Origin of the sequence: Streptomyces sp. NPDC059224, from assembly GCF_042754285.1 — a bacterium.
Classification (GTDB): domain Bacteria; phylum Actinomycetota; class Actinomycetes; order Streptomycetales; family Streptomycetaceae; genus Streptomyces.
Genome location: NZ_JBHZAN010000007.1, coordinates 1 through 24518, shown reverse-complemented (window position 1 = coordinate 24518; position 24518 = coordinate 1). Strand labels below are relative to the sequence as shown.

Annotated in this window: 20 protein-coding genes; 15 read left to right on the top strand and 5 right to left on the bottom strand. The window is 72.6% G+C overall.

Annotation, left to right across the window (positions count from 1 at the left end; all coding sequences use genetic code 11):
* The first annotated feature begins 2 nt into the window (after window positions 1-2).
* The 3 genes from ACFXI4_RS09050 (at window position 3) to ACFXI4_RS09040 (ending at window position 3968) form a co-directional block, all read left to right on the top strand.
* Complete coding sequence (locus tag ACFXI4_RS09050; RefSeq protein WP_351696969.1) at window positions 3-119, top strand: SapB/AmfS family lanthipeptide; 117 nt, start codon at window positions 3-5, stop codon at window positions 117-119.
* Window positions 120-219: 100 nt separating this feature from the next.
* Window positions 220-1941, top strand: a complete 1722-nt coding sequence (locus ACFXI4_RS09045) for an ATP-binding cassette domain-containing protein (protein WP_384989044.1) — start codon at window positions 220-222, stop codon at window positions 1939-1941.
* Window positions 1938-3968 (top strand): ATP-binding cassette domain-containing protein, encoded by a 2031-nt coding sequence (locus ACFXI4_RS09040; protein ID WP_384989043.1) that lies wholly within the window; start codon window positions 1938-1940, stop codon window positions 3966-3968. The genes ACFXI4_RS09045 and ACFXI4_RS09040 overlap by 4 nt, the downstream gene beginning before the upstream one ends.
* Window positions 3969-3975: 7 nt before the next feature.
* Here the strand turns inward: ACFXI4_RS09040 and ACFXI4_RS09035 are convergent, their stop codons facing one another.
* Window positions 3976-4584, bottom strand: coding sequence for a LuxR C-terminal-related transcriptional regulator (locus tag ACFXI4_RS09035; protein ID WP_384989042.1), 609 nt, complete (start codon window positions 4582-4584; stop codon window positions 3976-3978).
* Window positions 4585-4900: 316 nt separating this feature from the next.
* On the opposite strand from ACFXI4_RS09035, the gene ACFXI4_RS09030 reads away from it, so the two are divergent.
* The gene (locus ACFXI4_RS09030; protein ID WP_384989234.1) at window positions 4901-7060 is read left to right on the top strand and encodes a SpoIIE family protein phosphatase; all 2160 of its coding nucleotides are present in this window, start codon (window positions 4901-4903) and stop codon (window positions 7058-7060) included.
* Between the two features lie 90 nt (window positions 7061-7150).
* Here the strand turns inward: ACFXI4_RS09030 and ACFXI4_RS09025 are convergent, their stop codons facing one another.
* On the bottom strand, window positions 7151-8545 hold the full coding sequence (locus tag ACFXI4_RS09025; protein WP_384989041.1) for a S1 family peptidase: 1395 nt from the start codon (window positions 8543-8545) through the stop codon (window positions 7151-7153).
* Between the two features lie 207 nt (window positions 8546-8752).
* Here ACFXI4_RS09025 and ACFXI4_RS09020 point away from each other — a divergent pair, with 207 nt between their 5' ends.
* The 5 genes from ACFXI4_RS09020 to ACFXI4_RS09000 all read left to right on the top strand — a co-directional run bounded on the left by ACFXI4_RS09020 (window position 8753) and on the right by ACFXI4_RS09000 (window position 15835).
* Window positions 8753-9166, top strand: a complete 414-nt coding sequence (locus tag ACFXI4_RS09020; RefSeq protein ID WP_362715889.1) for a PaaI family thioesterase — start codon at window positions 8753-8755, stop codon at window positions 9164-9166.
* Window positions 9167-9650: 484 nt separating this feature from the next.
* A complete protein-coding gene (locus ACFXI4_RS09015) occupies window positions 9651-9866 on the top strand; it encodes a type A2 lantipeptide (protein WP_362715887.1) in 216 nt (71 codons plus the stop codon).
* 119 nt (window positions 9867-9985) lie between these two features.
* A complete protein-coding gene (locus ACFXI4_RS09010) occupies window positions 9986-10792 on the top strand; it encodes an HlyD family efflux transporter periplasmic adaptor subunit (protein WP_384989040.1) in 807 nt (268 codons plus the stop codon).
* A 62-nt stretch (window positions 10793-10854) separates the two neighbouring features.
* Window positions 10855-13020, top strand: coding sequence for an NHLP family bacteriocin export ABC transporter peptidase/permease/ATPase subunit (locus ACFXI4_RS09005; protein WP_384989232.1), 2166 nt, complete (start codon window positions 10855-10857; stop codon window positions 13018-13020).
* A gap of 1 nt (window position 13021) precedes the next feature.
* Window positions 13022-15835, top strand: a complete 2814-nt coding sequence (locus ACFXI4_RS09000; RefSeq protein ID WP_384989039.1) for an NHLP bacteriocin export ABC transporter permease/ATPase subunit — start codon at window positions 13022-13024, stop codon at window positions 15833-15835.
* A gap of 4 nt (window positions 15836-15839) precedes the next feature.
* Here ACFXI4_RS09000 and ACFXI4_RS08995 read toward each other — a convergent pair whose 3' ends face one another.
* A complete protein-coding gene (locus ACFXI4_RS08995) occupies window positions 15840-16370 on the bottom strand; it encodes an SRPBCC family protein (RefSeq protein ID WP_384989038.1) in 531 nt (176 codons plus the stop codon).
* 120 nt (window positions 16371-16490) lie between these two features.
* Between ACFXI4_RS08995 and ACFXI4_RS08990 the strand changes: the two genes are divergently transcribed.
* A complete protein-coding gene (locus ACFXI4_RS08990; RefSeq protein ID WP_362715876.1) occupies window positions 16491-17249 on the top strand; it encodes an IclR family transcriptional regulator C-terminal domain-containing protein in 759 nt (252 codons plus the stop codon).
* A 99-nt stretch (window positions 17250-17348) separates the two neighbouring features.
* Window positions 17349-18479, top strand: coding sequence for a PP2C family protein-serine/threonine phosphatase (locus tag ACFXI4_RS08985; RefSeq protein ID WP_384989037.1), 1131 nt, complete (start codon window positions 17349-17351; stop codon window positions 18477-18479).
* 19 nt (window positions 18480-18498) lie between these two features.
* Here the strand turns inward: ACFXI4_RS08985 and ACFXI4_RS08980 are convergent, their stop codons facing one another.
* Entirely contained in the window at window positions 18499-18936 is a 438-nt protein-coding gene (locus ACFXI4_RS08980) for an ATP-binding protein (protein ID WP_384989036.1), read from the bottom strand.
* 194 nt (window positions 18937-19130) lie between these two features.
* Here ACFXI4_RS08980 and ACFXI4_RS08975 point away from each other — a divergent pair, with 194 nt between their 5' ends.
* Window positions 19131-19898 carry an IclR family transcriptional regulator gene (locus ACFXI4_RS08975; protein WP_384989035.1) on the top strand — a complete coding sequence of 256 codons (768 nt, stop codon included), beginning with the start codon at window positions 19131-19133 and terminating at the stop codon, window positions 19896-19898.
* Between the two features lie 45 nt (window positions 19899-19943).
* A complete protein-coding gene (gene glpK, locus ACFXI4_RS08970) occupies window positions 19944-21449 on the top strand; it encodes a glycerol kinase GlpK (protein WP_384989034.1) in 1506 nt (501 codons plus the stop codon).
* A 10-nt stretch (window positions 21450-21459) separates the two neighbouring features.
* On the opposite strand, the gene ACFXI4_RS08965 is transcribed toward glpK, so the two are convergent.
* Window positions 21460-22068 (bottom strand): flavin reductase family protein, encoded by a 609-nt coding sequence (locus ACFXI4_RS08965; RefSeq protein WP_384989033.1) that lies wholly within the window; start codon window positions 22066-22068, stop codon window positions 21460-21462.
* Window positions 22069-22309: 241 nt separating this feature from the next.
* Here ACFXI4_RS08965 and ACFXI4_RS08960 point away from each other — a divergent pair, with 241 nt between their 5' ends.
* Complete coding sequence (locus ACFXI4_RS08960; RefSeq protein WP_384989032.1) at window positions 22310-23815, top strand: MFS transporter; 1506 nt, start codon at window positions 22310-22312, stop codon at window positions 23813-23815.
* 214 nt (window positions 23816-24029) lie between these two features.
* Window positions 24030-24413, top strand: a complete 384-nt coding sequence (locus ACFXI4_RS08955; RefSeq protein WP_384989031.1) for an STAS domain-containing protein — start codon at window positions 24030-24032, stop codon at window positions 24411-24413.
* Window positions 24414-24518 lie beyond the last annotated feature (105 nt).

Genomic DNA, 24518 nt, shown 5'->3' with positions numbered 1-24518 from the left:
CGATGGCCCTTCTCGACCTGCAGACCCTGGAGTCCGAAGAGCGTCACGACGGCGGCGGCGCCAGCACCGTGAGCCTCCTGTCGTGCGTGTCGGCGGCGAGCGTCCTGCTCTGTCTCTGACCAGCACCACGAACCCGGCTCCGGGCGGCCCTCTCCCGCGGGAGGGGGCCCGTCCGGGGCCTTCGTCCGAAGCCGTCACCCGAGGCGAGGCACCCGGCCTATGACAGCAGACGTCCAGGACGTTCCGTCTCCGCAAGACCTTTCCCGCGCCGCCCTGCGCCGGACCTGGGGGCCTGGTGCCGTCCTGTGCCTGGTGGGTACGGCCGGCACGGCGGCGGAGCTGCTGCTGCCCGCCGTACTGGGCCGGACCCTGGACCTGCTGCTGGCGGGTGACGCCGCGGCCGCCTGGATCGGCCGGTCCGCCGCCCTGGTGCTGCTGCTCGCCCTGCTGGACGCCGCCGCGAGCGTGCTCGCCGGAACCGTCGACGCACGGGCCACGGCCGGGCTGCGCCACGAGCTGACCGCGCATGTACTGGCCCTCGGGCCGCGCGCGCTGACCCGGTTCGGCACCGGGGACCTGGTCGCCCGGCTGGTCGGGAACGCCGCACAGGCCGGCACCGGTCCCGCCGCACTCGCCGCGCTGCTGGCCGCGTTCGCCGGTCCGGTCGGGGGCGTGGTCGCGCTCGGCGTCGTCGACCCCTGGCTGGCGGCCGTCTTCCTGGCCGGGGCACCCGTACTCGCCCTGCTGCTGCGGGCGTTCACCCGGGACACCTCCGCGTGCGTGGCCGACTACCAGCGGGAGCAGGGCCGGATCGCGAGCGCGCTGGCGGAGGCGGTCGACGGCCGCCGGACCATCGCGGCGGCCGGCCTCCAGGACCGGGAGACGGCCCGGGTCCTGCGCCCGCTGCCCGGGCTCGGGCGGGCCGGGCAGCGGATGTGGCGGGTGCAGGGCCGGGCCGCCGCACAGGCGGTCACCGTGGGCCCGCTGCTCCAGCTCGCCGTCGTCGCGGCGGCGGCCTCGCTGCTCCTGCGGCACCGGATCTCCGTCGGCGAGGTCCTCGCCGCGTCCCGCTACGCGGTCCTGGCGACCGGTGTCGGCGTCCTGGTCGGCCGGCTCGCCGCGCTCGGCCGGGCCCGCGCGTCCGCCCGGCGCCTCGCCGAGGTGACCGCGTGCCCCGCGCCCCCGCACGGCACCTGCCGGCTGCCACCGGGCCCCGGCCGCCTCGATCTGCGCGGGGTCGCGGCCCACCGGGGCGGCCGTACCGTCCTCGACGGCGTCGACCTGACCGTTCCCGGGGGGAGCGTCCTCGCCGTCGTCGGCCGCTCGGGCACCGGCAAGTCGCTGCTGGCCGGGCTCGCGGGCCGCCTCACCGACCCGGACGCCGGAGAGGTCCTCCTCGACGGCGTTCCGCTGCCCGCACTCGCCCACGCCGAGCTGCGCCGGGCCGTCACCTACGCGTTCGCCCGCCCGGCCCTCCTCGGCACGACCGTGGGGGACACCATCGCCCTCGGCCTCACCGCCCCCTCCCCCGCCGAGGTCGCCTCCGCCGTCCGCCGGGCCCGGGCCGACGTCTATCTCCGCCGGCTGCCCGACGGCTGTGCGACCCGGCTCTCCGACGCCCCCCTCTCCGGCGGCGAGGCCCAGCGCCTGGGTCTGGCCCGGGCCTTCGCCCATCCCGGGCGGCTGCTGATCCTCGACGACGCCCTCTCCAGCCTGGACACGGTCACCGAACACCACATCACCGAGTCCCTGCTGGCCCCGGGCCACGGACCGACCCGGCTGATCGTGGCCCACCGGGCGGCGACGGCGGCCCGCGCGGACTCGGTGGCCTGGCTGGACGGTGGGCGGGTGCGGGCGGTGGGGAGACACGCGGAACTGTGGCGGGACCCCGAGTACCGGGCCGTGTTCGCGGCGCCCGTGACCGAGGGGGTGGCGCGGTGACCGGCCGGCTGCTCCAGGTGCGGCGGCCGGTCCTGGCGCGCCTCGTGTTCTGGTCGGTCCTGGAAGCCGGGCAGACCTTTCTCCTCGGGTACGCCCTGGCCCGCGCGCTGGACGCCGGGTTCCTGGCCGGGGACGCCCGGACCGGGCTGCGGTGGCTGGTGGCGGCCACGCTCGGTGTGGGGGTCGGGGCGCTCGGGACGCGCCGGGTGTACGGGGTGGTCGCCGACCTGGTGGAACCGGTGCGGGACCGGCTGGTGGCCGGAGTGGTGGCGCGCGGGGTGCGGGAGGGGGACCGCGGGGCGCTGTCGGGGCTGACCCAGCAGGTGGAGCTCGCCCGGGACACCCTCGCGGGGCTGGTGATGGTGTCCCGTTCGTTCGTGTTCACGGTCGTCGGCGCCCTCGCCGGGCTGTGTGCCCTCGCGCCGCCGCTGCTGCTGGTCGTCATCCCCCCGCTCGTCGCGGGCCTGGGCCTGTTCGCGGCGACGCTGCGCGCGCTGGCCCGGCGGCAGGAAGCCTTCCTGGTCGCCGACGAGGCCCTCGCGGGTGAGCTCGGCGAGGTGTGTCCGGGGCTGCGGGACGTCACGGCGGCGGGCGCCGAGGAGTACGTGGCCGGGCGCGTCGCGGAGCTGGTCGACGGCGAGTTCCGGGCCGCCCGGGCGCTGGCCCGGTGGAGCGTCGTCCGGGTGGCGGCCCTGGCGGTCGGCGGCCGGCTGCCGCTGGTGCTGCTGCTCGCCACCGCCCCCTGGCTGCTCACCCACGGTGTGACAGCGGGTGCCCTGGTCGGCGCGCTCGCCTATGTCACCCAGTCGCTGCTGCCCGCCCTGCAGAACCTCGTGCACGGCCTGGGCACCGGCGGAGCCCGCCTCACAGTGGTCCTGCGCAGACTCCGCCCGCCCACGGGCCGCGAAGCCACCGGCCCCGAGAACTCCGGCCCACTCCGCCGACCCGCCGGTCCCACGAACTCCCGCACGCCCTCCGAGGTCCCCGACACCCGGAAGGCCGATGCACCGAACCCACCCGCCGGCACACCCCGCGACACCTCGGACACCGGCACACCCGCCGAAACCCCCGGCACCCCCGGCACCCCCGGCACCCCCGGCACCCCCGGCACCCGGGAAGCCGATGCACCCACCCCATCCGCCGGTGCCCCCCGCGACACCGGCGCACCCGCCGGGATCCCCGACGGCCCGGAGCCCGGTGCGGCCGGCGGGGTCCGGCGCGGACCCGTGAGCGGTGCAGCAGCCGCTGTTTCCGGCGGACCCCGCCGGGACGTGCGCGGCCCCGTCCGCACGTCCTCGTCCGCCGGTCCCCCGGCACTGCGCTTCGAGGCGGTCACCTTCGCCTACGGTCCGGCGAGCACCCCCGTCCTCGACGGGCTCGACCTGTGCGTCGCGCGTGGCGGTCACCTCGCCGTGGTGGGGCCGAGCGGGATCGGCAAGTCGACGCTGACCTCGGTGGCCGCCGGCCTGCTGACCCCGTCCCGCGGCGAGATCCGGCTGTACGGCCATCCCGTGCCCGGGGTCCGGGCCGCAGCACTGCGGTCGCTGATCCCGCAGGAGGCCTACGTCCACACGGGCACGCTCGCCGAGAACCTCGGGCTGCTGCGCCCTGATCCCGTCCCCGAGCCGGAGCTGCTGGCCGCCGCCGAGGCGGTCGGGCTCACCCCGCTCCTGGAGCGGTGCGGCGGCCCGGACTCCCCGGTGCGCCCGGCGGACCTGTCCGCGGGCGAGCGGCAGCTGATCGCGCTCACCCGTGCCTACCTGTCCCCCGCGCCGCTCGCCCTTCTCGACGAGGCCACCTGTCATCTGGACCCGGCGGCCGAGGCCCGTGCGGAGCGGGCCTTCGCCGCCCGGCCCGGCTCCGCCCTGGTGGTGGTCGCGCACCGGATCTCCTCCGCCGCGCGAGCCGAGCGGGTCCTCGTGATGGACGGCCCGCGCACCGCGTACGGCACCCACCAGGAGCTGCTGCGCACCTGTGCCCTCTACCAGGACCTGGTGGCGCCGGCACGGCCGCCGGCACCCCGCTGAGCAGGGCTCAGAGCCATCCCTCGCCCTGGGAGATCCGGATCGCGTCGACGCGGTTGCGGGCGCCGGTCTTGCGGGTGATCGCCGCCATGTAGTTGCGGACCGTCCCGTGGGACAGGTGCAGGCTCCCCGCTATCTCCGCGATGGACGCCCCGCCCGCCGCCAGCTCCAGCACGCTCAGCTCCCGTCGGGTGAGCGGGATCTCGGCGGCCCTGAGGAAACCGAAGCCCAGCGAGTCGTCGATGAAACGTTCCCCCTCAGCGGCACGGCGGATCGCGCGCACCAGGCGTTCGGGCGCGCCCTCCTTGTCGACATAACCCAGCGCCCCCGCTTCGACGGCCCGTTTCAGCAATCCGGGTCTGTTCGCACCGGCAAGCACGACCAGCCGCGGCAGTGTCGCGCCGGTACCCACCGGACGCAGGTCGGCCAGCGGGGGCACCCCGTTGGTGCCGGAGCTTTCGAGGTCCGCCGCGCACACGTCGGGGCGGACCGCCCGGACCCGCCCCCGCGCACTGTGCCACGGCGTGTCGTCCACGCGGAGTCCCGGTTCCCGGCGTAACCACTCCGCCAGGACCGACCTCACCAGACACGCGTCGTGCACCAGAAGTACCCGGATCACCGCCGCCCCCCTCAGCCGAACCTCGGCTCTTCGGTTCATGGTGTTGAACGCGTGCCCCATTCTTGGCGTCCACGACGGCTCGTGGGCGCGAAGTTCCGGCCATCCAGGCGCGCGGGGGCGCACGCCCGGCGCCCGGGTGCCGCCGCACGCTTCGGCTGCGGGGGAATGTGCCGGGGCGAACGGGGTAGGCCGAGGCGGCCCGCGACGGTGGGCCGGTGCCGCTCTCGCCGTGCGCCCGCCGCCGCCACGAGGGAGTCTTGACCCCGAGGACGCGACGCGCGGCCGGACGAGGAGGTGGTCGGGCGTGTCCGACAGAATGGGGGCCCCTCCCGCGCCGTCGACGCCCGGCCCGGAGGAGAGAGCGGCCGACGCGACCCGGTCCGGCCGGCCGCCGCTGCTGTCGTTCGCGCTGGCCTCGTTGCTGGAGGTGGTCCGGGCGCACTCCGGTGCGATCTATCTCCTCGCCGCCGATGAACCGGTCCTGGAGATGGCGGTGACGGCGGGCCTGCCCCGGGCCTTCGTGGCGCCCTGGGAGCGGGTCGGGCTGAGCACGCCGATCCCGGTGGCGGAGGCGGTGCGCGAGCGGCGCCTGGTGTGGGTGGGCGGCGAGGAGGACATGGCGCGCCGGTATCCGCGGATCGCGGTGGTGCTGCCCTATCCGTTCGCGCTGGCCGCGGTGCCCGTGGCGACGGCCGACACCGTGTACGGGGCGTTGTACGTGACCTGGCCGGGTTCGCATCCGACGGTGCTCTCCGACCGGGAACGGGCCGAACTGACCACGGCGGCCGACCGGCTGGCCAAGCGGCTGGCAACGATCTCCCGCCGACAGCGTCCGCTGCGGGCCGAGCCGGATCTGCTGGCGGCACCGCCGTCCGGGGTGGCCGGCACGCTGGGCACGGTGGAGGCGACCCGGATGGTGGCGCGGCTGCCGTACGGACTGGCCTCGCTCGATCTGCACGGGCGGGTCGCCTTCGCCAACGCGGCGGCGGCCGAGCTGCTCGGCGTCCAGGTCGGGGATCTCCTCGGCACCCAGCCGTGGGTGTCGGTGCCCTGGCTGAACGACCCGATGTACGAGGACCGTTACCGGGCGGCGCTGATCAGCCAGCACGTGACGTCGTTCGTGGCGTTGAAGCCGCCGGGCGACTGGCTGTCGTTCCGGATGTATCCGAGCACCACCGGGCTGACCACCCGGATCAGCCGGGCCCGGGCGGTCGCCGAGATGGTGGGCGCGCTGCCGCGCGCCGACGCGTCGCCCGGTTCCCGGCTCGTGACCATCTCCCAGGTGCTGAGCCTGGCCGGGGCGCTGACGGAGGCCGTGGGCGTCCAGGACGTGGTGCAGCTGGTGGCCGACGAGGTGGCCCCGGCCGTCGGCAGCCAGGCGCTGGTGATCCTCGGGTCCCGGGGCGGACGGCTGCACGTCCTCGGGCAGCGCGGGTACGACGACCCGCGGACCGTGGAGCGCTTCGACGGCCTGCCGCTGGCCGAACGGACGCCCGGCACCCATGTCCTGAACACCGGTGTGCCCGCCTTCTTCGAGTCGAAGGAGCAGTTGGAGCGGTTGTATCCGGGCCGGTACGACACCCTGGACGGGTTCGCCGCCTGGGCGTATCTGCCGCTGATCGCGTCGGGCCGGCCGGTGGGCACCTGTGTCCTCGCCTACGCCGAGCAGCATGTCTTCCCGGCGGACGAGCGCGCCGTGCTGACCAGTCTCGGCGGGCTCATCGCGCAGGCGCTGGAGCGGGCGCTGCTCTACGACGCGAAGAACCAGCTGGCGCACGGGCTGCAGGCGGCTCTGCTGCCGCACTCGCTGGCTCCGCCGGCCGGTATCGAGGCCGCCGCGCGCTATCTGCCGGCCATGCACGGCATGGAGATCGGCGGCGACTTCTACGACCTGGTGCCGACCCGGCCGCTGGCGGCGGCGGTGATCGGGGACGTGCAGGGGCACAACGTGACGGCGGCCGGGCTGATGGGCCAGATCCGTACCGGTGTCCGGGCCTTCACGACCGTCGGCCAGGCACCGGAGGACGTGATGCGGAGCACCAACCGGCTGCTCATCGACTTCGGGGCTGATCTGTTCGCGAGCTGTCTGTATCTGCGGCTGGACCCGGAACGGGGTCGGGCGGTGATGGCCCGGGCCGGGCATCCGCCGCCGCTGCTGAGACGCCCGGACGGGCGGGTACGGGTGCTCGACCTGGCCGGCGGCCCGCTGCTCGGCATCGACGCGGAGGCGACGTACCCGACCACCGAGGTGTCGCTGGCGCCGGGCTCGGTGCTCGCCCTCTACACCGACGGGCTGGTCGAGTCGCCCGGGGTGGACATCGAGGACGCGCTGGTCGATCTGGGCGAGCTGCTCGCGGAGAACGGCGACCAGCCGCTGGACAGGCTCGCCGACACGCTCGTGCGACACAGTGCGGCGGCGCAGGAGCGTGTCGACGATGTCGCGGTGCTCTTGCTCAGAGCATCCCCCGACGGCTGACGTGTCCGGGGTGCGCCGCGGTCCGGCCCTCCCGCCGGAGGGCCGGACCGTCCGCCGCCGGCCGAGGACGGTGCCAGGGCAGGCGGCGGGTCAGTGGGAGGACGAACCGTCCTCGGCCGGCGAGCCGACACCGGTGCCGGACTGGTCCCCGGTGCCGGTCCCGTCGCCCGTGCCCGTCTGGTCGCCGGTGCCGGTCCCGTCGCCGGCCGTCGCGGACGGGTCGGCGGCGCCGCCGATCTGGTCGCCGCCGGCCTGGTCGCCGGCCCCGGTCCCGTCGCCGGCCGTGGCGGACGGGGCGGCCGTGGCACCGGCGTCACCGGCGCCCGCGCCCGCGTCGCCGAGGGTCGCGCCGGTCGCCTGGAGGGCGGTGGTCACCGGCTGGAAGAAGGTCTCGCCGCCGGAGGTGCAGTCACCGCTGCCGCCGGAGGTCATGCCGACCGCGCCGCCGTCCTGGGTGAACAGCGAGCCGCCGCTGTCGCCGGCCTCGGCGCAGACGTCGGTCTGGATGAGACCGGTGACGGTGTCGACTCCGCCCGGGTCGGTCTCGCTCTGGAAGTTCACGGTGGCGTCGAGGCCGGTGACCTGACCGTCGTGCAGACCGGTGGTGGAGCCCATCCGGAACACGGTCTCGCCGACGGTGGTGTCGACGGCCTGATTGATGGCGACGGTCTGGCCGTTGCCTGTGTTGACCTCGCTCGGCGCGGCAGTGGCCGGGTCGTTGTACTTGACGAGCGAGAAGTCGCCCTCGCCGGGGAAGGTGGCCTGGTCCACGGTGGCGATCGGCGCACCGGTCTCCGAGTCGGACCAGTCCTTGGCCGCGACCCCGCAGTGACCGGCCGTCAGGAAGGCGGGGCTGCCGTCCGAGGCGGTCACGTTGAAGCCGAGGGAGCAGCGGACGGTGCCCTCGGCGACCTGGGAGAAGATCGCGTCGCCGCCGGAGACGAGGGGCTTGAAGGTGCCCGACGACTTCTTGAGGGTCGCCATGTCCGAGCCGAGGCCCTGCACGGTCGACTCCAGCGTGTCCCACTTGGTGCCGGTGACGGTGGAGTCGGCGGTGACCACGACCTTGTTGGTCTTCGGGTCGACGGCCCAGGCGGTGCCCGGGATGGTCGCCTTGGCCTTCAGGGTGCCGGCCACAGCGGCCAGTTCGGAGTTGCTGTTCTGCACCTGGCGGACGACCGCGCCGGCCTTCTCGGCCTGGACGACCACGTTGCTGTCGCCGTTGATGACGTTGACGACGAGTTGCTGCTTGCCGCTGTCGTAGTAGGAACCGGCGAAGGCCTGGCCGAGCACGTTCTGGAGCTGCGCGGCAAGATCCGAGGCGTCGCTCGCCGACTTGAGCGTCCTGGGAGCGGTGGCCGTGGCGCCGGAGGCGTTGTCCTGGGACGCGTTGGCCATCGGCAGCAGGAAGGCCGCGGCTCCGAGCGCCGCGACACCGCCCACCGCGATTGCGGCCTTGCGCTTCGGAATTCGCTTGTGACTCAAACTTCTCGACCTCCAAGGGACGGAGTGCCTGCCGGGTTCGGGCAGTCGTTCATGAGCGGCGCCTGGATGGCCATAGGTACGGGCGGGTCACACGGTGCGTTCAACTCCGGTTCCCGGCTTCCCTTGACCGACGGCGAATCGGCCACGCCGCGCGGGAGTCGGTGCGGTTGCGCGTGCGGCGCCGCGGGCCCGGGAACAATCCCCCATATGACGATGACCGCCGCCGAAGCCGACAAGATCCTCTCCGCCGATTTCGCCCCCTGGGTGCTCGATCTCGGGCTGTCCGTCGAGGAGGTGGGCGACGACCGGGCCGTCCTGCGTCTGCCCTGGTCGGACCGGTTGTCCCGGGAGGGCGGGGGCCTGTCGGGCCAGGCGCTGATGGCGGCGGCGGACACCGCCACGGTGATCGCGGTCTCGGCGGCCCGGGGCGGTTTCGTGCCGATGACGACGGTGCAGCAGTCGACGTCGTTCCAGCGCGCGGTGACCGGTTCGGATGTCCTGATCGAGGCGGTGCTCACCAAACTCGGCCGCCGCATGGCCTTCGCCGACATCACGATGCGCGACGAGCGGTCGGGCTCGATCGCGGCCCGGGCGAGCACGGTCTACGCGCTCCTGGGGTGAGAACCCACGCCGCGGGCCGGCACGATCGGCACTCGATCACTCACGTTCAGTAGTAATCACGTACCGGAGCCCTTGCTTCAGGGAATCTGCACATCCAATACCCAAGCGGGTCACGGGGAGCGGCGGATCTGCACAACCGCGCGCCCCCTGCCGCGCCTTTGGAGCGGAGTGCCGGATTCGCCGCCGGCAGGGCAAGCCGTAGGGCTGGGTCGAAGTCGTGCGGTCTGTGAAGGAGTCGCCGACAAGCCGTGCCCACGCCTGCACGGATAGAGCGCCTGCGCGGCTCAAGTGCCCAGGTGAGGCGCGTGATTGATTGGAAGCGCGGACCGCGGCCGTGCTTTGATCCATGGCACCGCAAGGTCGCCTGGGTCTCCCGGAGACGGGCGCCCGGCGCCTGCGGTCGCGGCCATCCGTACCGTCCCCTCAGGGCCGTTGGGGGGCCGCTCTCCCCCTTGTGAATATCCATATGAAGGGAAGTTCCATCATGAACTCCACCCCCCAGGTTGAGACCGTCGAGATCTCCGACGCCGAGCTCGACAACGTCTCCGGCGGTCTGTCCGTGAACGCCCTCGGCACCGTCACCGGCCTGGTGGACGGCGTTGCCCCGGTTTCCGGCCTGCTCAACACCGCGGTCGGCACCGTCGAGGGTGTCACCGGCCTGAACACCCAGCCGGTCACCAACCTGGTCGCCGGTATCTGAGCGCACCACGTTGCCGCTGAGTCCCGGAGCCGTACCGCGGCCCCGGGGCTCTCGGGCGTTTCGGGGCCCCCGAGACACCCCTTTCACCAGCATCTCTCCCACAGGTGAGGGAAAGTTCCGTGCAGTTCCGCCAACAGGCCCTCGCCAAGCTCCAGTCACCGGAGGAGCTCGATCTTCCGGTGCGTTTCGCCCGCCCGCAGGGCTGGCTCGCGCTGTCCGTCTCGGTCGTCGTGATGGCCGCCGCCTCGGTGTGGGCGGTGACCGGGTCGGTCTCCTCCACGGTGACCGCCGAAGCCATCCTCACCCACGGACAGGGCAGTTACATCCTGCAGAGCCCGGTCGCCGGGCAGGTCACGGCCGTCCTCGCCCGGCAGGGTGAACGGCTGCCGGCCGGCGCGCCCGTCCTCGAAGTACGCACCGACCAGGGTGACTCGGTGGTGCGCACGGTCGCCGCGGGCCGGATCAGCGCGCTCGCCGCCACCATCGGGCAGATCATCCAGACCGGGGCGAACGTCGCCGCCGTGGAGAAGATCGCGCACGCCTCGGACCCGCTCTACGCGACGGTCTACGTCCCCGCCGAGAACGCCTCGGCCATCCCCGCGAACGCCCCGGTCGACCTGACGGTGTCGTCGGTGTCGACCCAGGAGTACGGCGTGCTGCGCGGCCATGTGAAGTCGGTGGACCGCGCCGCCCAGTCGGCCCAGTCGATCTCCGCGTTCCTCGGCGACACCCAGCTCGGCGAGCAGTTCACCAGGAAGGGCCGCCCGGTGGCGGTCCTGGTCCGGCTGGACCCCTCGCGGAGGACGAAGAGCGGCTACAAGTGGTCCTCGGCGGACGGACCGCCGTTCGCACTCGACTCCATGACCCCGGCCTCGGGCGCGATCCGGCTGGCCGACCAGCACCCCGTCGATTGGCTGCTCCCGTGACCACCGCCCAGGAGACCCAGGAGACCCGCGGCCGCAGACGTGCCGCCCCGCCCAAGCGGCCGGTGCCCAAGGGCCGCGGCCGCACGGTCCGCACCCCGAGCGTGCTCCAGATGGAGGCCGTCGAGTGCGGTGCCGCCTCCCTCGCCATGGTCCTCGGCCACTACGGCCGCCATGTCCCGCTGGAGGAGCTGCGGATCGCCTGCGGTGTCTCCCGCGACGGCTCGCGCGCCAGCAACCTGCTGAAGGCGGCGCGCGGTTACGGCCTCACGGCCAAGGGCATGCAGATGGACCTGGCCGCCCTCGCCGACGTGCAGGGGCCGGCCATCCTGTTCTGGGAGTTCAACCACTACGTCGTCTACGACGGCATGGGCCGCCGGTTCGGCCGCCGGGGCATCTACATCAACGACCCCGCCAAGGGGCGCCGGTTCGTGCCCATGGAGGAGTTCGACGGCAGCTTCACCGGGGTCGTACTGATCCTGGAGCCGGGCGACGGCTTCGAGCGGGGCGGCCGCAAGCCCGGTGTCCTCGGCGCGATGCCGGCCCGGCTGCGCGGCACCGCGGGCACCATGCCTGCGGCGGTGCTGGCCAGCCTGCTGCTGGTGGCCGTGGGCGCGGCGGTGCCCGCGCTCAGCCGCCAGTACATCGACATGTTCCTCATCGGCGGCCAGACCTCGCTGCTGGGCGTGCTGTTCGCCGCGATGGGCACCTGTGTGCTGCTCACCCTGGCGCTGACCTGGCTGCAGCAGGCGAACCTGCTGCACGGCCGGATCGTCTCCTCAACCCTGTCCAGCGCCCGCTTCCTGCGCCATCTGCTGCGGCTGCCGGTGACCTTCTTCTCCCAGCGCAGCCCGGCCGACCTGGTCCAGCGCCTGCAGTCCAACGACCAGGTCGCCGAGACCCTGGCCCGCGACCTCGCCGCAGCTGGTGTGGACGCGGTGGTCGTGGTCCTCTACGCGGTGCTCCTGTACACCTACGACGCGCAGCTCACCTTCCTCGGCATCGGCGTGGCCCTGCTGAACATCGTGGCGATGCGGTTCGTCGTACGGCTGCGCGCGACCCGGACGGCCAAGCTGCGCGCGGACAGCGCCCGGCTCACCAACACCTCGTACACCGGGCTCCAGTTGATCGAGACGATGAAGGCGACCGGCGGTGAGGACGGCTACTTCCGCAAGTGGGCCGGGCAGCACGCGAGCACGCTGGAGGAACAGCAGCGGCTCGGGGTGCCGAGCGCCTGGCTCGGGATGGTGGCGCCGACGCTCGCGACCCTCAACAGCGCACTGATCCTGTGGATCGGCGGGATGCGGGCGGTCGAGGGCGGTATCTCGGTCGGCCTCCTGGTCGCCTTCCAGTCCCTGGTCACCCGCTTCACCGCCCCGCTCACCCGCCTCAACGGCGTCGCGGGCCGGATCCAGGACTTCGCGGCCGACGTGGCCCGCCTGAAGGACGTGGAGAACTTCCAGGCCGATCCGGTCTACGCACGCCGCGGCGCCGGCGACTCCACCCGGCGGCTGCACGGCCATGTCGAGCTGGAGAACATCAGCTTCGGCTACAGCCCGCTCGACAAGCCCCTGCTCACCGGCTTCGACCTGACCGTCGGCCCCGGCCGGCAGGTGGCCCTGGTGGGCGGCTCGGGCAGCGGCAAGTCGACGGTCTCCCGGCTGATATCGGGCCTGTACACCCCCTGGGAGGGCGTGATCCGCATCGACGGGCAGCGCCTGGAGGACATCCCGCGCGGCGCCCTCGCGGCCTCCGTCTCCTTCGTCGACCAGGACGTCTTCCTCTTCGAGGGCTCGGTGCGCGACAACGTGGCGCTGTGGGACCCGTCGATCCCGGACGAGGCGGTGGTGGAGGCGCTGCGGGACGCGGCCCTGTACGACGTCGTGGCGCGCCGGCCCGGCGGTATCCACAGCAGGGTCGAGCAGGACGGCCGCAACTTCTCCGGCGGTCAGCGCCAGCGCCTGGAGATCGCGCGGGCGCTGGTGCGCGGGCCGAGCATCCTCGTGCTCGACGAGGTGACCAGCGCGCTGGACGCCGAGACCGAGCTGACCGTCATGGACAACCTGCGCCGGCGCGGCTGCGCCTGTGTGGTGATCGCGCACCGGCTGAGCACGGTCCGCGACAGCGACGAGATCGTGGTCCTCCAGCACGGCACGATCGTGGAACGCGGACGGCACGAGGCGTTGGTGGCACACGGCGGGGCGTACGCCGCGCTGGTCAGGGAGCGATGAGATGACGACCGCAGACGACGGTGACCTCGTTCTCGGGGCGCTCGGCGCGCTGGGCACCCGGATCGACTGCACCGGTCTCAACCGGCTGGACCTCGAAGGGCCGCAGGTGCTGTGGCTGGTGGTCTCCGGCGCGCTGGACCTGTTCGCGGTGGACGCCGAACAGCAGGGCCAGTGGCACCATCTGGGCCGGCTGGAGGCAGGTGCCCTGCTGCTCGGTCCGGTCGCCGGTCCGCAGCACACCCTGGTGGCCCGCCCGTTGCGCGACTGCGCGGTCCACCGGATCGGCCTGCGCGAGCTCTACCAGCCCGCCTCCACCCAGACCTGGTCCTACGACGAGTACGGCACCCCCCAGTACGTGCCGCCGACCACCAGCCCCCTGGAGTACGCGCTGGCACTCGGCGTCGGCCGCGGCCTGTCCATCCTCTTCCAGGCCCCGATGGCCACCGGTGAACGGGCGGCGGCCCCCACCGACGACGACGTCTTCTGGATGCAGGTGCCGCCGGGCAGTGTGCAGTACGGCTCGCTGTACGGCGCGGAGGCCGCGGCCGACCTGCTGATGGACCCCGCCCTGTGGCAGAGCTTGGTCGACCAGCAGTACCGCCTGCTCACCACCCTGGACCGGTGGATCGAGCAGCTGGAGCACACCCACGAGACCCGCACCGCGGCCGGCATCAAGGCCGGTGAGGCGGTCCGCGCCCAGGCCGACCGGACGCTGCTGGCCTCCATGGGGAAGGGGGCCAAGCGGACGACCGCCGCCGACGCCGACGCGTCCTACGCGGCCTGCAGGCTCGTCGCGGAGGCGGCCGGCATCACCCTGGCCGAGCCCGCGCAGGGCGGGACCGAGAGCGACCGCATCGACCCGGTCGAACGGGTGGCCCTCGCCTCCCGGGTGCGTGTCCGGGCGGTCCGCCTGGACGGCCGCTGGTGGCGGGAGAACGTGGGACCGCTCGTCGGTCACCGTGCCCTGTCCGGTGCTCCGGTCGCGCTGCTGTGGCGGCGCGGCGGATATGTCGCCGTCCATCCCGCTACCGGCCGGGAGACGCCGATCGAGAAGGCGAACGCGGCGGAGTTCGAGCCGCGCGCGGTGATGTTCTACCGCCCGCTGCCCGACAGGGCGCTCACTCCCTTCGGCCTGCTCCGGTTCAGTCTGCGCGGCACCCGCGGGGACCTCGGCAGTCTGCTCCTCGCCGGGCTGGTGACGGTGGCGATCGGCTCCCTGGTGCCGATCGCCACCGGCAAGGTGCTGGGTGAGTACGTGCCGAAGGCGCAGACGAACCTGATCGTGCAGGTCTGTCTGGCGGTGATGATCAGCGCGGTGGTGGCGGCCGCCTTCACGCTCCTGGAGAACCTGACCATCCTCCGCCTGGAGGGCCGGATCGAGGCCACCCTGCAGCCGGCCGTCTGGGACCGGCTGCTGCGGCTGCCGACGAAGTTCTTCACCCAGCGTTCGACCGGTGAGCTGGCCAGTGCGGCCATGGGCATCAGCGCGATCCGCCGGCTGCTGGCGGGCGTCGGCCCGGTGGTCGCCCAGTCGGTGACGGTCGGGGCGATGAACCTGGGCCTGCTGTTCTGGTACAGCGTCCCGATGGCGCTGGCGGCCCTCGCCATGCTGGTCGTCATCGCCTCGCTGTTCCTGGGGCTCGGGCTGTGGCAGGTGCGCTGGCAACGGCGGCTGGTGGTGCTCGGCAACAAGCTGAACAACCAGGCCTTCCAGACCCTGCGGGGGCTGCCCAAGCTGCGGGTCGCGGCGGCCGAGAACTACGCGTACGCGGCCTGGGCGGGCGAGTTCGCGCGCAGCCGTGAACTCCAGCAGAAGGTGGGCCGGATCAAGAACCTCACCACCGTGCTGGGTTCGGTGTACCTCCCGGTCTGCACCCTGCTGATGTTCATGCTGCTCGCGGGTCCGGCGAGGGGCGCCATGGACGCGGCGGCCTTCCTCACCTTCAACACCTCGGTGACGATGCTGCTCACCTCGGTCACCCAGCTGACCGGCTCCTTCGTGTCGGCGGTGGCCGCGCTGCCGCTGTTCGAGGAGATCAAGCCGGTCCTGGAGGCCGCGCCGGAGGTGCGGACCGCCAGCACCCGTCCCGGCCCGCTGTCCGGCGGCATCGAGGCCCGCCGGCTGTCCTTCCGGTACTCCGACGACGGTCCGCTCGTCCTCGACGACGTCTCCTTCGAGGTGCGGCCGGGCGAGTTCGTGGCGATCGTCGGGCCCAGCGGCTGCGGCAAGTCGACGCTGCTGCGGCTGCTGATCGGCTTCGACAAACCGGTCTCCGGGAGCGTGCTGTACGACGGCCAGGACCTGGGCGCGCTCGACCGGTCCGCGGTGCGCCGGCAGTGCGGGGTGGTGCTCCAGCACGCGCAGCCCTTCACCGGCTCGATCCTGGACGTCATCTGCGGGACCGAGCCGTACACCCCCGAGGAGGCGATGGCGGCGGCCGAGATGGCGGGCCTCGCCGAGGACATCAAGCGGATGCCGATGGGGCTGCACACGATCGTCGCCGGGAGCGGCGCGGTCTCGGGCGGCCAGCGGCAGCGGCTGATGATCGCCCAGGCACTGATCCGGCGGCCCCGCATCCTCTTCTTCGACGAGGCCACCAGCGCCCTGGACAACGACACCCAGCGCACGGTCATCGAGTCGACCCGCAAACTGAACGCCACCCGGATCGTGATCGCCCACCGGCTGTCGACGGTCATGGACGCGGACCGGGTGATCGTGATGGAGGACGGCAAGGTCGCCCAGCAGGGCCCGCCGGACCGGCTGCTCGCCGACACCGGAGGGCGGCTGCACGAGCTGGTGCGGCGGCAGCTGTGACCGGTCAGGCGTCGGGGCCGGGGATGGGGGCGCCGGAGGGGACCCCCGCGTCCAGATAGGCGTCGTAGAACTCCCGCCAGTCGGCGGCGTCCTCGGAGTGCGGACCGGCATGGCCCTCGCCGCGGGCCAGGGCGTCGAGGGCGAGCAGGCACACCTCCCAGCCGGCGCCGTTGCGGGCGGCCGCGTTCTGCTCGGCCAGCACCTGGGTCAGCGTGAACCGGGTGCGCTTCGCGTCCAGCGCCGCCAGGTCGAAGCGCACTTCGTCGCCGCCCCAGGTGAAGGAGAGGTGCCGCGGTTCGTCGAAGGCGAGCACCGTGCCGGTGGCGTTCGCCTGTCGGGGGTCGCCGCTGAACCGGACGGTGCCGCCGTCGCGGGGCTCGATGTCGAGACGCGAGGGGAACCAGCGGGCGGACTCGTCCGGGTCGTTCACGAACAGCCAGACGCGTTCGGCGGGGTGGTCGTAGGTACGGGTGAACCGGACGGCGAAGCGGCCGTCGTCGAGGGTGAGGCAGGTGCCGGTGAGTTCGGCGGCCATCGGGATCAGTCCTTCGAGGAGTGTGCGGTCGATTCCGTATTCCCGCTGTGACCTGCGGGTAACGTCCTCGGCCCGGATCCCTGTCTTGCCCGTGCCGCGTGCCCGGCGCACTCTGGTGCCATGGGAGCTCAGGACGGCCCCACCCTCATCGCGTCCGTCCAGCGGGCCCTGCGCCTGCTGGAGGCGGTGAGCGCGCACGAGAACGGCGCGCCGGCGAAACAGCTGGCACGCCAGACCGAGCTGCCCCTGGCCACCGCCTACCATCTGCTGCGCACCCTGGTGCACGACGGGTACGTGCGGAAACTGGACGACGGCGGCTTCGTCCTGGGCGACAAGGTGGAGTCCCTGTATTCGACGGGGCACGCGCAGACGCTGCTCAGCCGTGTCCGTCCGGCGCTCGCCGCCCTGCGGGACGAGCTGGCCGCCGCCACCTACCTCACGTTCTACGAGGACGGTGAGATCCGGGTCGCCGAGATCGTGGACGGCCCGCGTACGCCTCGGGTCGACCTGTGGGTGGGGTTCGAGGACGCCGGACATGCCACCGCGCTGGGCAAGTCCGTGCTGCGCGAGCTGGACGCGGACGCCCGCCGGGACTACCTGTCCAGGCACCACCTCCCCGATCTGACACCGCGGACGATCACGAGTGTTCCGGAGCTGCTGCGCAGGATCGAGTCGTCCCCCTCGGCCCCGGCCGTCACGGACCTCGAGGAGTACGCGCTCGGCACGGTGTGCATCGCCGTGCCCGTCTACTGCGGGGAGACAGTCGGCTCGCTCGGGGTCTCCCTGCCGGTGGAACGGCAGGCCCAGTTGCACGAGATCCCGGCCAGCCTGCTCCCGGTCGCGAACCGGGTGAGCAGAAGCCTCTCGCTCACTATCTGAAATTCCGCTCCTTGTGGCAGCCCACGCCCAGCCCGTTTCCTTGATGAAACGGACATTCCGGGTATACATCTCCGAACAGGCGAGGACTGCGGACGAAACATGAGCCAGGCCCCCCATCACGACGGCGACCACGCGTCGGCACGGCTGTCCGGGAACCGTACGGGACTCTCCCTGCTGCCGGTCCTGGTCGTCGCCGTCATCGTCCTCGTCGACAACACCGGTGGAGCGGGGATGATCTGGCTGCCCCTGCTGGCGGTGGGACCCGCGCTGGCGGCCGCCACCAACCGACCGCGTGGTGTGATCTGCGTCGGGCTTCTCGCCGTGGCACTGAGCGTGACGCTCGGCAGCGACCAGGACGTTCCGGCGGATGAGCTGGTCGCCGCCCTGTCCGCCCTGCTTGCCGTCACCGCGGCCAGCACCCTGGCCAGCGGGCTGCGCCGCCGACGCGAGCGCGTACTCGCCGACGTCCGCTCGGTCGCCGAAGCCGCCCAGCACGCGCTGCTCCAGCCCATTCCGCAGACCGTCGGTCCGTTCCAGGTGGCCGTGCGCTACAGCGCCGCGGCGGCGGAGGCCCGGATCGGCGGGGATCTCTACGCGCTGGTACCCACCCCGCACGGCATCAGGCTGATCGTCGGCGACGTACGCGGCAAGGGACTGCCCGCCGTGGGGACCGCCGCTCTCGTCCTCGGGCTGTTCCGCGAGGCCGCCTACGACGAGCCCGACCTCCTGGCCGTGGTCAGCAGGATCGAACGCAGCCTCGCCCGCAATCTCGGACCGGACGACTTCGTCACCGCCGTCGTCGCCGGATGCCCCCGGTCGGGCCACCTGGAGGTCGTCAACTGCGGACACGCTCCGCCGCTGCTGATATCCGCCTCGGGCGAGGTCACGCCGGTGGACGGCGCACATCCCGCGCCGCCGCTCGGGCTGCGGGCCTTTTCGGGCCAGGTGCCCGGCCTGCAGCGGCTGCCCTTCTCGGTGGGAGACCAGTTGCTGCTCTACACCGACGGGGTCACCGAAGCCCGCGATCACGCCCGCGAGTTCTATCCGCTCGCCGAGGGGGTGGCCCGCCATGTGTCCGACGACCCGGCGCACACGCTCACCGCGCTCCACGACGAGCTGCTGACCCATGTGGGCGGCCGGCTACACGACGACGCCGCGCTGCTCCTGCTCCGCAGGCAGCCCGCGCAGGGGCAGCCGGCCGCGGCGTCCGCGTCGGCGGTCGCGCTGTAGCGGCCGCCGCAGACCCGCTCTAGAGCCGTGACCCCCCGGGGGCGATGTCGGCCCACCGGGTGATCCCGCCGGGGTGGACATGTATCCCGTGACGTGTCGCGAGGGCGTGGACGATCGTCTCGCCGCGGCCGTGTTCGTCCGGGTCGATCCCGGCGGGGCACCACCCCGAAGGGAGCGCGGGCCCCGCGTCGGACACCTCGATACGCAGGGCGCGAACGCCGTCACCGGGTACCCAGGACAGCCGCAGCACGGCCGGGGGGCATGCGTGGATGATCGCGTTGGTCACCAGTTCGGACACCACGAGCAACGCGTCCTCGACGATCTCGGCGGACACGTTCCAGTCGGCGAGTGCGGCAGCCGCCCGTCGCCGCACGGTCGAGACGGCCCCGGCGACGGGCGGTACCGGACACACGTGTTCGTATACCGGCCGAAGGGGCGCCTTGAGTTGTACCGCCATGGTCTCTCCCGGTGGACTGTCTACCGGTACGGCGTGACATGTCTACGCATTCCGGTCTCATTGCAAGCTAGGGACTCAATCCAGGGCGGTCAATGAACGGCGGTCGCCATTACCGAACGCGGATCTTCCCGGCACGCCGGTGGCGGCCTCCCACACGTGAAGCGAAGCGTCCGTGACGGTAATAGGCTCGCCTCATGGCCGGCCCAGTCCAGTCGATCGAACGGGCGGCGGCGATTCTGCGCCTGCTCGCCGGTGGTCCCCGCCGACTGGGGCTCGGCGAGGTGGCGGCCTCGCTCGGGCTCGCCAAGGGTACGGCGCACGGCATCCTGCGTACGCTCCAGCACGTCGACTTCGTCGAGCAGGACGCGGCGACCGGGAAATACCAGCTCGGTGCCGCGCTGCTGCACCTCGGCACCAGTTATCTGGACGTCAACGAGCTGCGCTCCCGCTCCCTCAACTGGGCCGACGCCCTCGCCGCCCGCAGCGGGGAATCCGTGCGCCTGGGAACACCCCTGGAAGGCAGCGTGCTCGTCGTCCACCACGTGTTCCGGCCGGACGACACCTTCCAGACCCTGGACGTGGGCTCGCTGCTGCCCCTGCACGCCTCCTCGCTCGGCAAGGTACTGCTGGCCTACGGGACCGCGAGTGCCGAGCCCGGCCGGCAGCCGGAGCTGGAGGCGTACACCCGGCACACCCTGACCGACCGCGAGCGGCTGGCCCGCGCTCTCGTCGAGGTCCGGGAACTCGGCTGGGCCGCCGAGATCCAGGAGATGACCATGGGTGAGGCCGGACTCGCCGCGCCGATCCGCGGGCACGGCGGCCTCGTCGTCGGTGCCATCGGGCTGTCCGGGCCGGTCGAACGGATCTGCGACGGCCAGGGCCGGCCGCGGCAGAGTCTGGTCACCCTGACCCGTGAGGCCGCACGGGCGATCTCCAGAGATCTGGGAGCCGCTCGCTGGTAGGCCCGGCCGGCCGCCCCACCGACCCGTCGGAAGGCAGACCCGATCATGGCTGAACGGTACGTAATGTCCATCGATCAGGGCACCAACTCGACCCGATGCATCCTGTTCGACCACCGCGGACGGCTGGTCTCGGTCGCACAGAGGGAGCATCAGCAGCACTTCCCCAGGCCAGGCTGGGTCGAGCACGACGCGGTCGAGATCTGGCAGAACCTACGCCGTGTGGGGCCCGAGGCGCTGAACGGCGCGGGTGTCGACACGGGACAGATCGCCGCCATCGGCGTGGCCAACCAGCGCGAGACGACCGTGCTCTGGAACCGGCGGACCGGGGCCCCGCTCGGCCGGGCGATCGTCTGGCAGGACACCCGTACGGCGCCACTGGTGGAGGAGCTGACGCAGCGCCCCGGCGAGGAGTTCTTCCTGGAACGGTGCGGTCTGCCGCCGTCGACCTACTTCTCCGCGCTGCGTATCCGCTGGCTGTTCGACCACGTCAAGGGTCTGCGGCAGCGCGCCGCGGACGGCGAGGTGCTGTTCGGGACGATGGAGAGCTGGCTGATCTGGAACCTCACCGGAGGGGCGGACGGTGGCCTGCACCTCACCGACGTCACCAACGCCAGCCGCACGATGCTGATGAACATCCGCACGCTCACCTGGGACGACGAACTGCTCGCCTTCTTCGGGGTGCCCCGCGCGATGCTGCCCGAGATCAGGTCCTCCGCCGAGACCTACGGCGAGGCCCGCGCGCTCTTCCCGGGTGTCGCCGTCACCGCCACGCTCGGCGACCAGCAGGCCGCGCTCTTCGGTCAGACCTGCTTCTCCCCGGGCGAGGCGAAGTGCACGTACGGCACGGGCAGCTTCCTGCTGCTCAACACGGGCGCCGACATCGTGCGGTCCCGGCACGGACTTCTCACCACCGTCGCCTACAAGATCGACGACCAGCCCCCGGCCTATGCCCTGGAAGGGTCGATCGCCGTCACCGGGGCACTCGTCCAGTGGTTCCGCGACCGCCTCGGCCTGATCAGCAGCGCTCCGGAGATCGAGACCCTGGCGCGGACGGTCGAGGACAACGGCGGCTGCTACATCGTCCCCGCCTTCTCCGGTCTGTTCGCACCGCACTGGCGCAGCGACGCACGCGGGGTCATCGTCGGACTCACCTCGTACATCACCAAGGGCCACCTGGCGCGCGCCGTCCTGGAGGCCACCGGCTGGCAGACACGTGAGGTCGTCGACGCCATGAACGCCGATTTCCCGGTCCCCCTGCAGCAGCTCAAGGTCGACGGGGGCATGACCGCGGACAACCTGCTCATGCAGTTCGTGGCGGACGTGCTCGACGTGCCCGTGGTGAGGCCCATGGTCGCCGAGACGGTCTCCCTCGGCGCGGCCTACGCGGCCGGGCTCGCCGCGGGCTACTGGCCGGACCTGGAAGTGCTGCGCCGCAACTGGCACCGGGCCGCGCAGTGGCTGCCCGACATGGATCCCGCACGGCGGGAGGCGGAGTACGCGGACTGGCTGCGGGCCGTGGAACGCTCCCTGGACTGGGTCCGACCGCGGTGAACCGTGGTGCTCAGTCGGTGCCGGGCTCCTCGTAGGGGATGCGGTTCAGGTGCAGGACCTCGCCCAGCGTGCCCCATTCGTCGCCGCCGAGTTTGGTGAGCGGACGCAGCAGCTCGCTGCTGGGACGGCCGTCGGCGAGGTAGCCCTCGTCCACCGCGGCATGGAGCACCCGGCCGAAGACCAGGGTGCAGTTCCCCATGCGCAGGGTGGTGTGCGACCGGCACTCCAGCACCACGTGGGCGGCCGCCACCCTGGGCGGGCGCACACACCTGCTTGTCTCGCGTTGGATGCCCGCGGTGTCGAACTCGCTGACCGAGCGGGGAAAGTCGACGGCGGTGGCGTTGATCAGCGACAGGAGCGGTTCGGACGAGAAGTTGACCACGAACTCCCCGGTGTCCTCGACGTTGCGCAGGGAGTCCTTCCTGCCGATCGAGGTGAACTGGACGATCGGGGGATCGGTGCTGGCGATGCTGAAGAAGGAGTGCGGGGCCAGGTTCTCGGTGCGGCCGTCCGGTGTCACCGTGGAGATCCAGGCGATCGGCCGCGGAATGACGACCGAGGTGAGGAACCGGTAGAAGTCCGCACTGCTCATCGCCTCAGGGGCGCACTCCACACGCATGCACCGAGTATCGAACCGGCAGCCGGGCGCGGGTCGCAGCCGGCCCGCGCGTGTCGCGCCGGAGGCGCCCCGTACCTGCGATTGTCATGATCGACTTGCGGTCCCAGCGAAACGTTGCCGTTTCGCTGGAAGTGGTCTACCCTCCACGTGTACGAAACCGTTTCGTTCGCAGACGGCCGGCGCCGTCGTACCGGACCGGTTTCCCGGCAATCCCGAACGACTTCCCTGGAGTGGTTCCCCCATGTCTGAGAAGACCCTCACCGACGACGTCCGCGTCGGTGCCACGGAGGCGCCGCCGGCCGACGCCTCCTCCAAGCGGTGGTGGATCCTCGCGGTCATCGCCGTCGCCCAGCTGATGGTGGTGCTCGACGCCACCATCGTGAACATAGCCCTGCCGTCCGCCCAGGCCGACCTCGGGTTCTCGGACGGCAACCGGCAGTGGATCGTCACCGCGTACGCCCTGAGCTTCGCCTCCCTGCTGCTGCTCGGCGGACGGATCGCCGACCTGTTCGGCCGCAAGACCGCCTTCCTGATCGGCGTCGTCGGCTTCGCCGCGGTGTCGGCGCTGGGCGGTGCCGCCAACGGCTTCGGGATGCTGGTCACCGCGCGCGCCCTGCAGGGTGCCTTCGGCGCGCTGCTCGCCCCGACCGCCCTCTCGCTGCTCAACACCACGTTCACGGACGCCCGTGAGCGGGCCCGCGCGTTCAGCGTCTACGGCGCCATCGCGGGTGCCGGCGGTGCGGTGGGCCTGCTGCTCGGCGGTGTCCTGACCGACACCTTCGACTGGCGCTCGACCCTCTACGTGAACGTCGTGATCGCCGTCGTCGCCTTCGCGGGCGGCATGGCGCTGCTGCACAACCACCGCGACGCCGGCAACTCCAAGCTGGACGTGCCGGGCACGGTCCTGGTCGCGGCCGGTCTGTTCTCGCTGGTCTACGGCTTCTCCAACGCCGAGACGCATGACTGGGGTTCGCCGCTGACCTGGGGCTTCCTGCTCGCCGGCGTCGTGCTGCTGGCGGCCTTCGCCTGGTGGCAGACCAAGGCCACGTACCCGCTGCTGCCGCTGGGCATCCTGCTGGAGCGCAACCGGGGGGCCTCGTTCCTGGCCGTGCTGATCTCCGCGGGCGGCATGTTCGGCGTGTTCCTCTTCCTCACCTACTACCTGCAGCTGAACCTCGGCTTCAGCCCGACGAAGACCGGTCTGGCGTTCCTGCCGATGATCGGCGCCCTGATGGTGACCGCACAGGTCGGCACCCAGGTCCTCGTACCGCGGATCGGCCCGAAGGCGGTCGTGCCGCTGGGCTTCGCGGTCTCCGCGGTCGGCATGGCCTGGCTGACCGGCATCGGCGTCGGCTCCAGCTACGTCAGCGCGGTGCTCCCGCAGCTGATCATCACCGGCCTCGGCCTCGGCCTGGTCATGCCGGCGTCCATGCAGCTGGCCACGGGCGGGGTGACGGCCGACGAGGCGGGTGTCGCCTCCGCGACGGTCAACGCCATGCAGCAGGTGGGCGGTTCGATCGGGACGGCACTGCTCAACACGCTCGCGGCGAGCGCGGCGACGGACTACCTGGCCGGGCGCGACGTCACCGACAAGCTGGTGCAGGCCCAGGCCACGATCGAGAGCTACACGACCGCGTTCTGGTGGTCGGCCGGCATGTTCGCGGCGGGCGCGGTGATCGCCTTCCTGCTGTTCCGCAGGGGTGCGCCGCAGCAGGACGCGGACGCGGCACCGGTCGTTCACATGTGAGGTGAGCGTCGCCGAGCCGCCGAAGACTGAGGGGTCGCCGTCAGCAGGGAGACGGCGGCCCTTCGCCGTTCCTCCAGCACTGCCAGTCAAGCGACTTGAGGGAAATTCACCGGGTCGGGTGAACTTGATCTTGCGTAGCCCGCATCAGGGGTGGCAGCCGCCTCCGGCGGGTACCAACCGGTCCCGTACGCGCCCTGCACCAGGGGGAGCAGAGATGACGCCGGAAGCGGACGAACCAGGCCTGCCCGCCGCGAACTCCTGTGCGCGGAGCCGCCGGTGCGGAAGGTACCTCGTCGTCGAGGTCTTCGGCGAGGTGGACATCGCCACCGCGGAGCTGCTCGCCGAGCATCTGCTCGCGGCCACCGCCGGTGCCGAGCCGGATGTGCTCGTCGATCTGCGGCGGCTGGAGTTTCTCGACTGCTCGGGACTGCGGGTGCTGTGCCGGGCCGAGGCGCGGGCCGGGGAGCGGGGCGGCCGGCTGCGGCTGGTGTGCGCGGGGCCCCGCGTTCCGCGGCTGCTCAGGGCCTCGGGCCTGCTGGGGCGGTTCCCGCCGCTCCCCGGGCTTCCCCGGGACGGGAGCTCCGGGGAGCGGCGGTGATGCCGGGGGGGGGGGGGGGGGCCCCCCCCACCCCCCCCCCCCCCCCCCGGGCGAGAGCCGGAGCCGCCCCCCCCGGGCCCCCCCCCCCCCAGGGGGCAGGAGAGG

What these genes read in the sequence shown, in the direction of transcription:
- ACFXI4_RS09050 (WP_351696969.1), top strand. Translation starts at nt 3, where the DNA reads ATGGCCCTTCTCGACCTGCAGACCCTGGAGTCCGAAGAGCGTCACGAC.
- ACFXI4_RS09045 (WP_384989044.1), top strand. Translation starts at nt 220, where the DNA reads ATGACAGCAGACGTCCAGGACGTTCCGTCTCCGCAAGACCTTTCCCGC.
- ACFXI4_RS09030 (WP_384989234.1), top strand. Translation starts at nt 4,901, where the DNA reads ATGGGGGCCCCTCCCGCGCCGTCGACGCCCGGCCCGGAGGAGAGAGCG.
- ACFXI4_RS09020 (WP_362715889.1), top strand. Translation starts at nt 8,753, where the DNA reads ATGACGATGACCGCCGCCGAAGCCGACAAGATCCTCTCCGCCGATTTC.
- ACFXI4_RS09015 (WP_362715887.1), top strand. Translation starts at nt 9,651, where the DNA reads ATGAACTCCACCCCCCAGGTTGAGACCGTCGAGATCTCCGACGCCGAG.
- ACFXI4_RS09000 (WP_384989039.1), top strand. Translation starts at nt 13,022, where the DNA reads ATGACGACCGCAGACGACGGTGACCTCGTTCTCGGGGCGCTCGGCGCG.
- ACFXI4_RS08995 (WP_384989038.1), bottom strand. Translation starts at nt 16,370, where the DNA reads ATGGCCGCCGAACTCACCGGCACCTGCCTCACCCTCGACGACGGCCGC.
- ACFXI4_RS08990 (WP_362715876.1), top strand. Translation starts at nt 16,491, where the DNA reads ATGGGAGCTCAGGACGGCCCCACCCTCATCGCGTCCGTCCAGCGGGCC.
- ACFXI4_RS08985 (WP_384989037.1), top strand. Translation starts at nt 17,349, where the DNA reads ATGAGCCAGGCCCCCCATCACGACGGCGACCACGCGTCGGCACGGCTG.
- ACFXI4_RS08980 (WP_384989036.1), bottom strand. Translation starts at nt 18,936, where the DNA reads ATGGCGGTACAACTCAAGGCGCCCCTTCGGCCGGTATACGAACACGTG.
- ACFXI4_RS08975 (WP_384989035.1), top strand. Translation starts at nt 19,131, where the DNA reads ATGGCCGGCCCAGTCCAGTCGATCGAACGGGCGGCGGCGATTCTGCGC.
- glpK (WP_384989034.1), top strand. Translation starts at nt 19,944, where the DNA reads ATGGCTGAACGGTACGTAATGTCCATCGATCAGGGCACCAACTCGACC.
- ACFXI4_RS08965 (WP_384989033.1), bottom strand. Translation starts at nt 22,068, where the DNA reads ATGCGTGTGGAGTGCGCCCCTGAGGCGATGAGCAGTGCGGACTTCTAC.
- ACFXI4_RS08960 (WP_384989032.1), top strand. Translation starts at nt 22,310, where the DNA reads ATGTCTGAGAAGACCCTCACCGACGACGTCCGCGTCGGTGCCACGGAG.
- ACFXI4_RS08955 (WP_384989031.1), top strand. Translation starts at nt 24,030, where the DNA reads ATGACGCCGGAAGCGGACGAACCAGGCCTGCCCGCCGCGAACTCCTGT.